This is a genomic window from Sphingomonas sp. GW821-FHT02B09, assembly GCF_059421875.1.
In genome coordinates, this window is sequence record NZ_JBWKVV010000005.1 from 112773 (window position 1) to 123995 (window position 11223).

The window sequence follows — 11223 nt, forward strand, 5'->3', positions numbered from 1 at the left end:
ATGGCCCTCGGACTTAGCGTCACATCTGCTCTGAACCTTACGCTAGAGGGGTCGGTCGGCAGCTTCAGTGTCGGTGCTGGCGGCGAAACTCAGAAGTCGGTCGAAGTTAAATACTTTCTGACCCATGTCGGCTTGGACTTCGAGAACGGGGCGAACGAGGAGGTGCTCAAGCACCTCGCGCCAGTGCGCGAGATCTTCCCCACGGTCGACCTAGAGTTTGACGAGATCATGCAGCGCGACATTGATGACGCGCGCGTCTCGTCGGACCTCGTGCCATACCTCCTCGACCATAAATCTCGTGACTTGGTGAAGCTCTTTCCACCGATCATCGTCGTCGTGCTTCCCGTGAAGGCTTACGAGAACAAGCCGGCCGACCTGTATCCGAAAGTCACCACAGATGTAGAATTGACGCCCGAGGGGCATGAGGCACAAATCACTCGCTCAGGTGTGAAGGGCCAAGAGGTTTTCGAGTTCGTACAGCCGCTCCAAAATGGCAAGCTGTACGAGCACGATCTCGTCCGCTTGCGCCTTAATACAAACAAGTCTCGTCTCGTCATCGTTGATGGCCAACACCGGGCGATGGCGCTTCTCGCGGTCTATCGAAATCTTAAGCAGGACTGGAATGACGCTATGAAGGCGCCATACAAGGACTACTATGAGGAGTGGACGCCAAACTATATCAAAAAGTTTGAATTGAAGAACATCAGCCTTCCAGTGATGTTCTGCACATTCCCGCAGCTCGATGAGGCGTTCGACGGCGAATACAATGTGAAGATGGCGGCACGTTCGATCTTCCTCACCTTGAACAAGACCGCTCGACAGGTTTCAGCATCTCGCAATCGCTTGCTCGATGATAACGACCTGATTGCGCTCTTCCTTCGTGACACTCTCTCTACGATCAAGAAGGGCGATCTTCTTTCCGGTTCGACGTTGGAGATTAGCAATATCGAACTCGATCAGGCGCACGACCGTGTAAAGATCGAGAGCCCCATAGCGATCTCGGGTGTGAACCACATTTACTACATCATCGAGCATCTGGTTTTGAACAAGCTCGAGGACGTGAACGGCGCAAAGCCGCGTGCTGGCCTCTATTACCTTCGCACGGATCTGGAAAACTTCGGCGCGTTTCGCCGGCTTAATGGACGCAACCTTCTGGGAGCGGATCTCGCCGACGCCACGTCGCGGCAGTTCTACACTGCTGCAGCCGGAGACACTCTCACGAAGGAGTTCCGTGAGCGCTTCGGCAATTATGTCGTTGCCGCATTCCAGCAGTTTGCACCATATCAAGCGCACTCAAGCGCCGTGTTCTGGCTTAGTGAGCAGCTGCGGGCGCAGGCCAACACGAAGCTGCGCCCCATTCTTTTCGAGGGACAGGGAATTGGCCGTACCTTCACCGCGCATACCGAGAATCTCGCAGAGAAGATTCGATCGAAGGAGTTCGGCGCGGAAGCGCCGAAGCTCAAAGAGATCCTCGATCGGCTCATTGCAACGCAGAAACTCGTTGAGGAGTTTATCGGCAAGCTGAAGCACGAGCGTGCCGAGCGTTTCTTGGCGAAGGTTTCAGACAAGCGCGCGCTGCGTTCGGAAGACGGTAGCACCCATCCTCGGGTGATCGACTTTGTAAATAAGCTTTATGACAACGTGCTCACAACGGTCGCCTTCCAGACGGCAATGATAGCTGGCTTTTTCGGCGAATTGGAGCGGGCGAACCTCGACCGGTCCAAGCAAGGTTTGGAGCCCGTCGAGACGGAAGCTGCGTTCACGCGGTTCATCGAAGACATCAACGCCTTCTTTATGCCTACGAGCTCGCGCGACTTCCGGCGCTTGGTCGAGGTGTTTCAGGACACGCTCGAGGGCGAAATCCGGGAGTGGAAGATTACACCTTCTAATTCGACGTTCCGTCGCGTCGTGTATCGCGGAGAGATGCAGCCTGCCCAGTGGCCGAAGTATAAATACCTTCTGCTCGAAATCTGGCGTGCATCCGGAACGGAGCTGGAAGCGCCGCTTGCTGCAGAGCGAGACAAGAGCCGTCGACAGATTTTCACGTCTCTCGAGCAGGAGTATCAGAAGGACTTCCTCAACCGGAACCTGAGGCGCGAGGACAGCCTGACGCAGACCGACCGGAACGAAATTACGACGGCAGCATATGACGCGTTCAAGAAGTTCCTGAGGAACGTCGGCTGGCTGGCGCAGGATGTGCCAACCAAGAAGGCGCTAGTGGAGGTGCCCGCACCGGAGGATGCGGACGAAGCGCCGATCGTCGAGGATGAGGCCGAGACCTGGGAAGCGCCCGAAGACGCCGGGTTTGCTACGGACGAGAACCAATAGAGCCTCGCATGAGCGAACCGGTCTATCTCGACGGTTTTGCGACCTCGCCTCTGGCACCTGAGGCCCGGGATGCGATGTTGCTTGCAGCATTGCATCCGGGAAATGCCGGCTCGCCTCACTATGCTGGGGCGCGAGCAAGCGCGACGCTCGATCAAGCACGACAGGACGTCGCGTCGCTGATCGGCGCGGATGCGAACGAGATCGTGTTCACGTCAGGAGCGACAGAGGCAGACAATCTGGCCATTCGCGGTATCGCCATGTGGGCGATGCAGTCTGGCAGCTCGCGTCGAAAGATCATCGTTTCCGCAATCGAACATAAAGCGGTCTTGGAGGCGGCCGAAAGCCTTCGGCCCTGGGGTTTCGAGGTCATCCTTGCTCCCGTGAGTCGGGACGGGGTGGTCGACGTAGATGCAACCGAACGTCTGATTGACTCTGCGACGTTGCTGGTGTCGGTCATGTTGGCGAACAACGAGACCGGCGCGCTCCAGCCGGTCGACGCTATTGCTGCGATCGCCCATCGCGAGGGGGCACTCGTTCACTGCGATGCCGCACAGGCGGTGGGCAAAATCCCTGTCGATGTCGATGGGCTTGAGGTCGACTACCTCTCGGTCTCAGCGCACAAGATGTATGGCCCCATGGGTGTCGGAGCGCTCTACGTTGCGTCCGGCGCACCGAAGCCAACGCCCTTGTCCTACGGAGGAAAGCAAGAAGGATCCATGCGTCCAGGTACGGAGCCAACCTATCTTCTTGCTGCGTTCGGGGCGGCAGCACGGCTCTCTAAAAGTCGGCTCCATGAAGACATGGTGCATGGCCACGCGCTCGCCGAAGCCTTCTGTTCTCATCTCAGCAACAGTGGGGTGGGCTTTGCAATTACAACGGGAAACGCCTCGGTGCTTCCCGGATCGTTAAGTATTTCGTTTGATGCCATCTCGGCCGATAGTCTTGTCGCATCATTAGCACCGAGTGCAAGTGTATCCACCGGATCCGCTTGCACATCTGGGCAGCTTATGCCTTCCCATGTCTTGCTAGCAATGGGTATTACGCCAGATCGGGCGCAGTCGGTTGTTCGGATATACTTTGGACGTTACAATACGGTTGACGATGTTGAGACTATAACCCCGCAATTTGTTAAAGCGGTCCGACGGCAGCGCTCGCCACTGGACGAAGCCGCCAGTAAGATGTAATCGGATGGCATGAGGCATGCGCTTTCCGATTCAGACGTCCGAGGTCAATTTGCCGGCCACGAAACTTTCCCGCTGCGCCTCCTTTGGCTCAAGAAGGCCTATGATGCCGTCCGCGATGGAGCCTCGCCCGGAACATTCCAGGAACAATCGGCTATCGCACGGTTCGGAGTGGGCCGCAACATGGCTGTGTCCATGCGGTACTGGGGGTTGGCTACCGCTTTTCTGAAGGAAGAAGAGCGAATCATCAAGCCGACGAAACTCGGCCATGCGATTTTGGCCAATGATGGTTACGACCCGTATCTTGAGCATGCGGCGACGGTGTGGCTCGCGCATTGGGGTGTTGCCAGCAGCCCGGAATGGACAACGACCGCCTATTTCGCCTTTAACGTGCTTTCGGCAATTGAGTTCGACACCGGAAGTCTGATCGACGAGTTGATGGCGCTTGTTCGATCGAAGGGATGGCGGGCGACGCAGAACACGCTGAAGCGCGATGTCGAGGTGTTCCTGCGCAGCTATGTTCGCCGTGACGGGATGGCTGGTGATGATGCTGCCGAGCCTTTGCTCGCTGAGCTAGGGCTGATCCGCGAAGCGCGGGTAGGGGGCTGGCACGAGTTCGTTCGTGGTCCGAAGCCCACGCTTCCCGATGGCATCTTCGCCTATGCTCTTGCCGATTTCTGGGAGGCCAAGGGCGGGTCGAGCGCGATCACTGCTGAACAGGTCTGCTACGCGCCAGGGTCGCCGGGCCGCGTCTTCAAGCTTGACGAGGATACGGTCATCACACGGCTGATGGGGATCGAGGCCGTTACCGCAGGCGCATGGCGCTGGACGGACACGGCGGGTCTTCGGCAGGTTCAAAGGCTCGGCGATGTCGAGCCCATGAAGCTTATCTCAAATGCCTACGGGCATGTTCTGCACGATCGGGTTGCCGCATGAAGCCTCTGTCCGAAACGGTAGAGATCAACCGACGGTTTGCTAGATCCGCGCGCCTGGACGCCGATCTGCAGGGCACACCGCCGCTAGTCGGCTACGTCATGCAAGCAAGCGTCATCAAGGCGCTCACCACGCTCGCAGACAGCCAAATAGAGAGTCATCAGGGGGCGTTCACTTGGACGGGTCCTTACGGGGGCGGCAAGTCCAGCGCGGCACTCCTTGTCGCCAATCTTGTTGCCGGACATCCAGACAACCGAGCAATTGCTCGGGAAATCGCCGGCGCCGACCTGACAGCCGTTTATGCGCGCGCCTTTCCTGAAACGAATGGACCTTGGGCCATCGTAGCCGTGACCGGCAGCCGAATGGGGCTTCGTCAGGCGATCGCCGACGCGGCCGTTGCTACGCTGCACTGGGGCAAGGCTGCATACGATCGCGCGATCGCGACTGACGACGCGCTTATCGAAGCCCTGATGCAGGCCGCTTCCGCCAAGCGAAGCGGTGTTTTTCTCGTCCTCGACGAGTTGGGCAAGCTCCTCGAGCACGAAGCATCGGGCGGTGGTGACATCCATCTTCTACAGGACTTGGCTGAACGAAGCGCCCGCTCTGAAGGCCGACTGGTGGTGGTTGGCATCCTCCATCAGGCTTTCGACCAGTATGTTGCGCGCGCCGCACGCGATGCTCGTCAGGAGTGGGCCAAGGTCCAAGGTAGATACCAAGACATTCCGTTCCTTGCGGGTGCGGACGAGACCGTCACCCTGCTGGGCAGCGCAATCACCGGCGCTGAAGCGCCGGAGTCGGCGAACGAGCAAGCGCGCCTTGTGGCCGAGGCGATCGGACGCAGGAAGCCGACCGACGAAGCTATTCTTTCAGCCGCCCTGGTAGCGACGTGGCCGCTTAATCCAATAACGTCACTCCTGCTCGGCCCGGTATCGCGGCAGCGGTTTGCGCAGAATGAGCGAAGCGTCTTCGGCTTCCTGAGCTCCGCCGAACCGCACGGATTCCAGGAGTTCCTTCGTTCAACAAGCGATGGCGTGCCGACATACGGCCCTGACAGCCTGTGGGACTATCTGGCCTCGAATTTCGGTATGGCACTTTCGCATGGAACCGACGGAAGTCGGTTCAGCCTTGCGTTCGAGGCGATCGAACGAGCGGCCGCCAAAGGCGGCCCGCTCCACGTCCGTCTGACGAAGGCAGCGGCCGTCATCGAGTTCTTCCGCAACGGCTCGGGCCTCGCGCTTGCAGACGATATCTTTGGTGCCGCAGTGCCCGATGTTGCGGCGTCCGACCGCGTCGCAGCGATCGCCGATCTCGTCGATTGGGCAGTGCTAATCCGACAGCCGCGCCTCGGCGGATACGCGCTGTTTGCGGGCAGCGACTTCGACCTTGAGGACGCAATCGCGCGCGGCACTAGCTCGCTAGACTTTGAGCAGCTCGCCTCCATCCCTCAGCGTGTCGGCCTCGGGTTCGCAACGGCGAAGCGCCACTACTTCCGGACAGGAGCCCTCCGGACGTTCGAAGTCGTCGTTCAACTCCTGACGCGTGACGACACCCCGACCGACCTTGCGGCCCGACTAGCGGCCCGTCGCAGCCGCGGAAGTGGTATCCTCCTTCTCGCGCTGAGCGACGGATCACTGGATGTCGCCGATGTCGACAGCCGGTGCAAGGCGATCGCGAAGCACCTGCACAAGGCCGGTATCGTTGCCGCTGTCGCCGGCGCGGCGAATAGCCATGCGCTTCGGACAAGCGCTTCCGATCTTTTCGCAGTGGAACGGGTTTTCCGCGATCATCCTCAGCTTGAAGGCGACCGGATCGCCCGCCGCGAGATCGCGGCGCGGAAGTCTAGCAGCGTTGACGTCCTTCACCGCGAACTGGAAGCTGCACTCAACCGGGCGCGATGGTGGTTAGCATCGTTGCCGCCGAAGTCGCTGCGCGAACCTATTTCGATTGTTGCCACGGCTCTTGCAGACACCGCCTACGGCTTGGCTCCAATATTGAAAAGCGAACTGCTTCAGCGCGATCGGCCATCCTCAAGCGCGATGGCAGCGGTTCGTGAGCTAGGGCACGCGATGGTGCACAGCTCAAACAAGCCAAATCTTGGTTTCGAGGGCTTTCCCGCCGAGATGGGGCTGTATCTCACCGTCCTGCAGCCTTTCGGGATCCATGGCGCAGATAGTGATGGTAATTATGATTTCAGAGCGCCTCACGATGCCGGCGATGGACCAACGCTGAAGCCTGCTTGGTCTGTGTTGGCAGACGCCTCCGAGGTTTCGCTCGCCGACGTTTACGCGACGTGGTCACGCCCACCTTTTGGTATGAAGGCGGGTATTATGCCAGTGCTTGCATTGGCTATCCTGCTTGCGAACCGCGACCATCTCGCGGTGTATCTCGATGGCGTCTATCAGACCGATATCGATGATGTGTTCGTCGATAAGCTTCTTCAGAAGCCGGCGGACATACGAGTCAGGCGCGTCGATCGGTCCACGAAAGAGGCCGCGTTCCTCAGCGATTTGGCGCGCTATTTCGGTCTGGAAGGGGAGAGTTCGTCTCTGCCCGTGGCGCAGGCACTCTTTCAGCGGTTCAAGGGCCTAACGGCCTATGCTCAGCGAACGGACACGGTGTCGTCCGACGCGAAGAAGGTCCGGAGCGCCGTGCTCAAAGCGCGCGACCCGGAGGCTCTGCTGTTTGAGGCATTGCCGGCTGCGTTGGGCGACCGCCTAACGGCACAGCTCGTCATCGACGCGCTTGACGAGGCAACCGGTGTTTATCCGAAGCTTCTCACGCATCTCCGGGGGGCACTCGCCAAAGCCTTAGCAGTGGACCCTAGTACCTTCCTAGGCGCGCAGGAGCGCGCGACGTCGATCAAAGACCTTACGAATGACTACGCCTTCGAGGGGTTCTCCATGCGCGCTGCGGCATTCGAACGCGGAGAGGGCGACATTGAAGGCGTTGCCAGCGTGCTGCTTCACAAGCCGGCTCATGGCTGGTCCGACCGCGATCGCGAGCAAGCGCTGCTCGAGATGGCACGGTTCGGTCGGCAGTTTCGCGAACTCGAGGCGCTGGCTGTGGTCAGAGATCGACGCTCCAACACCGAGGCGCTCGCCTTGGTCATCGGTGTGGATCCTCGCACACCACCACTCCTAAGGTCGTTCGTTCTCACAGAGCCGGAAAAGGCCGATGCCGCCTTGTTGGCCGAGAAGGTTTTAAAGACGCTACGCAAAAGCGCCGGCCTCGACCGGGTGCAAATGGCGGCGCTCGCGCGTGCGGTTGCTACGCTTGCGGCAGATCAGGACTTGGAGGCAGCATAATGCAGGAACGTCATATCCTCGGCATCTCGGGTGGGCGGGATAGTGCGGCTCTGGCGGTTTACATGCGCCAGCATCGGCCAGAGCTCCACATCGAGTATTTTTTCACCGACACCGGCAAGGAGCTTCCAGAGGTTTACACCTTCCTGGATCGGCTTGAGGGGTTCCTTGGGAAGCCGATCAAACGGCTCAATCCAGATCGTAATTTCGATTTCTGGCTCGACGAGTATGGCAATTTCCTTCCTTCGCCACGGACCCGATGGTGCACACGGCAACTGAAGCTTCGCCCGCTGGAGCACTGGATCAGGCCCGCGCTGGAGGCAGGCACAACCATCCATTCCTATGTCGCCATCCGAGCGGATGAGCCCTCGCGCGAGGGCTATCAGTCGACGCACGAGAACATGCGGGTGCATCTTCCCCTCCGCGAGGCTGGGATCGATCGCGCAGGCGTGATCGAGCTCTTGCAACAGGCGGATGTGGGCGAGCCTGAATATTATAGCTGGCGATCACGATCAGGATGCACGTTCTGCTTTTTTCAGCAGAAGATCGAATGGGTGCGGCTCGCCGAGCATCATCCTAACGAGTTTGCAGAGGCGGTGAAGTACGAGAAAACTGCGCTGGAAGGCGGTTCACCCTTCACTTGGTCCCAAGGCGAAAGCTTGACCGAACTTGTCGAGCCTAAACGGGTACGCGCCATTGTGGACGATTACGATCGCCGCCTGAAGCGGCTGCAGAAACGACGGCCCCGCAACCCGCTCGCAGCCCTATCTGATGAAACGGTGGATGACGTATATGGCATCGATGAAGCCGATGGCGGGTGCGTGATCTGCCATAAGTAGCACGGCAGCAAGGACCGGGACCGGGTAGGACCGCAAGCCATCCTGTTCGGTGGTGTCATCAACGCGAACGTGTTCCAGCGGATGTACCTATCCCCCTCGTCGCGGCCGCCTGGAAGCTAGCCGAAGGGGCTCAAGCCACGGATGGATTGTATCCCACGCAAGTTCAGCGAGGCGGATCGATCTTATCGCGATGAACGCCTCGTCCCACGGTCCAGCGAAAGCGCTGATCGCTTGGCACATCGGCAGCACCGTCGACTCTTCAACTAGCTGTTCGGCACGACGCCCTGGGTTGAAGCCCACAGCGCGACCCTCTGTAAGCGCGCGTGTTGCCTTGGCCCGGGTATCTGCGCCGAACATGCGGTACATTATCCGCTTCTGGTCCCAAGGGCGATTGGCGAGAAGGTTATTTTCAACCTCCGGGATAAGGACGAAGTTACCAAGGCGCTGTACGGTTCGGCGCTCGTTGTAGACGTTGCCGGGCCACCCGGGACTGTGCTGTGCATCTGGTGCGACATGCTCGACAGTCAAAGTTTCCTCGTTCTCCCACTGTGCGCGCGTAAGAAGCGTGTTTGTCCCCCGTCGACCTTTGACGATCATGCCAGGCACATCTTCATCGGGAACGGCATCATGTGCCGCGGCCAACAGGAGGAAGCGGGTAATTGCTTGCCCTGTCTTATAGATAGCTGCCACGCTTGTGTCGGCTACCCACGTAGAGCGGTCGAGACCCTCACCATCAAGCTTCGACTGAAGCGCAGCTTTTAAATTCGCCAGTGATACGTCGCCGCCCGCTCTCCTGCCCAACGCAACTCCGCCGCCTATGCCGCGCGACATAAGCTCACGATACACGCTGTCGATATTGGCGGTTCCGCCTTTCGCAGCTCGCCAAAGCATCGAGAACGCGGTGACAGCCTTCACCGCACCAAAGAACTCGGCTGCCGCCTCTTCACGACCTGCCGCTGCTGCATTGCAATACGCCGCATAAAAACGGGAAAGCGGTGCCAAGACGATGTCGTGCCGAATGGTCCGAAGCGCCTCAAAGCAGAACTCGGCCACAGGATCAGTCCGGGCTCGGTCAGGAAGGAGCTGAGGAACGTGCCTAGCGCGAGGGCGCCAAGCCGACCCGACGAAATCCGCTGTTGTCGCGAGGTGCTGAACGAAGGCCCGCTTCGCAGGACGGGTATTTGCCAGGCTGTACTGTTCGCGCAGGTATCGCCGCTGATGACTTAGGTGCTTCTCCAGACGGTGACCGTTCTCCGCAAGTGCAAATGGAATGAGAAGGGAGCTGGTCGCTTGCAGCCGTTGCTCGGCATTCTTAAATCGATCGAGAAAACGCTGGACCTTGTCCACAGATGTCTTTGACGGAGATGAAGGATAATTAGCTGGCGTCTCAAATTCAACTACCTTCGGCTTAAAAGTCTCGAAAGCAGTCAGTGGCTGCCCAGTCGTGTTGAGCGACTCAAACATGTCGAACGCATAATCCTCGTTCGACGCGTCAATGACAGTCGCGGCCATGCGAAAGTTCACGTAACGTGCCAGCGCCAGTAGCCTGACCGTTTGCACAGATTCCGCAACATATTGCTCGTCTTCATTGTCGTTGAGAAACGCACGAGTTTGCCCCGGTAATGTATGGGGCCACAGCTCCGCCAACACGATCGAACCGTCTGCGATAATCTGCTCGACCGTCGGCAGTGACAGTGTTGGATGGTCGGCCTGAGCTAGTTGCTCAACCTGCTCAGAAAGATAGGCCCAAGCATCGACCAGCGCTTCGTGGCCGTCGATCAAGTCCCCGTTCTCGTCCTTTCCATCATAATGGAACTGGTCACGCTCATCCTCTTCGTCATCCTCGGTCGGTTGCAGATACTCCACGTAGCTCCAGATGGCTTTCGCGATCGGCGAGCTGTACTCGGCGGTTTGATCGTTGCGTGACCAGGTGTCCTCGTATGCCCGAACGATCCGAGGGTAGAGCCGATTGACCTCGCGGCCTCGGGCACGTTCAAAGCGGAACGTCTTGGAAAGGTCGTTGAGGAAGTCGGCGGCATCTTCACGCAACGCTACGACACCGGGATCGTCCGCATCGGCAAGTGCTTCGACGAGAGCACTAAGCTTCATGTGAAAGATGATGTTGAGGATCACTACGGTGCATAGACGCTGCTGCCCATCGATGATCGTCACGACTCGGCGCGGAAGCTCGCGATCAAGTGGAGGCGGGGCCGCAACTAACTCATTCCCTTCCACGGTAATGATTGAGCCGAGAAAGCGCACGGAGGAACTATCCTGAACGAGGCGCTCTAACCCAAGGGTGGCGTCCTCAAGCAGGCGACCAACGTGGCCGCTATCCCAAGCATACCCGCGTTGATAGGATGGGATGAAACAGCCCTGTCCATCTATCGTCAGAAAATCGTATACGTTCTGGCTCTCGGCGCTGAAGATTTGCGATATGTTCATCGGCACTGCTGCACCCGTCCCTCCTGGCAAACTAACGTGTGGTGCTAACCCTGATATTTCCGTTGAGCCAGTGGTCGTTATCCCACGCGCATCAGCTGAGGGGGGTAGGCGGCGACTAAATCCGTCACCTCGTCCCAAGGCGCAGTGAGCCAGCGCTCTTAATCGTCGTCATGAAGGGGTCACGACACGAAAGTA

Annotated in this window: 6 protein-coding genes; 5 read left to right on the top strand and 1 reads right to left on the bottom strand. The window is 58.9% G+C overall.

Annotation, left to right across the window (positions count from 1 at the left end; genetic code table 11):
* Genes AC07U4_RS18655 through AC07U4_RS18675 form a run of 5 tightly spaced genes read left to right on the top strand, consistent with a single transcriptional unit; the run spans position 1 to position 8583 of the window.
* Positions 1 to 2328: a ParB N-terminal domain-containing protein gene (locus tag AC07U4_RS18655; RefSeq protein ID WP_495196464.1), complete on the top strand. Its 2328-nt coding sequence runs from the start codon at positions 1 to 3 to the stop codon at positions 2326 to 2328.
* Positions 2329 to 2336: 8 nt separating this feature from the next.
* Positions 2337 to 3512: a cysteine desulfurase family protein gene (locus tag AC07U4_RS18660; protein ID WP_495196465.1), complete on the top strand. Its 1176-nt coding sequence runs from the start codon at positions 2337 to 2339 to the stop codon at positions 3510 to 3512.
* 9 nt (positions 3513 to 3521) lie between these two features.
* A complete protein-coding gene (locus AC07U4_RS18665; protein ID WP_495196466.1) occupies positions 3522 to 4445 on the top strand; it encodes a DUF4007 family protein in 924 nt (307 codons plus the stop codon).
* Positions 4442 to 7747: a hypothetical protein gene (locus AC07U4_RS18670; protein WP_495196467.1), complete on the top strand. Its 3306-nt coding sequence runs from the start codon at positions 4442 to 4444 to the stop codon at positions 7745 to 7747. Before AC07U4_RS18665 ends, AC07U4_RS18670 begins: the two co-directional genes overlap by 4 nt.
* The gene (locus tag AC07U4_RS18675) at positions 7747 to 8583 is read left to right on the top strand and encodes a phosphoadenosine phosphosulfate reductase family protein (protein ID WP_495196468.1); all 837 of its coding nucleotides are present in this window, start codon (positions 7747 to 7749) and stop codon (positions 8581 to 8583) included. Before AC07U4_RS18670 ends, AC07U4_RS18675 begins: the two co-directional genes overlap by 1 nt.
* A gap of 87 nt (positions 8584 to 8670) precedes the next feature.
* On the opposite strand, the gene AC07U4_RS18680 is transcribed toward AC07U4_RS18675, so the two are convergent.
* On the bottom strand, positions 8671 to 11028 hold the full coding sequence (locus tag AC07U4_RS18680) for a DUF262 domain-containing protein (RefSeq protein WP_495196469.1): 2358 nt from the start codon (positions 11026 to 11028) through the stop codon (positions 8671 to 8673).
* Positions 11029 to 11223 lie beyond the last annotated feature (195 nt).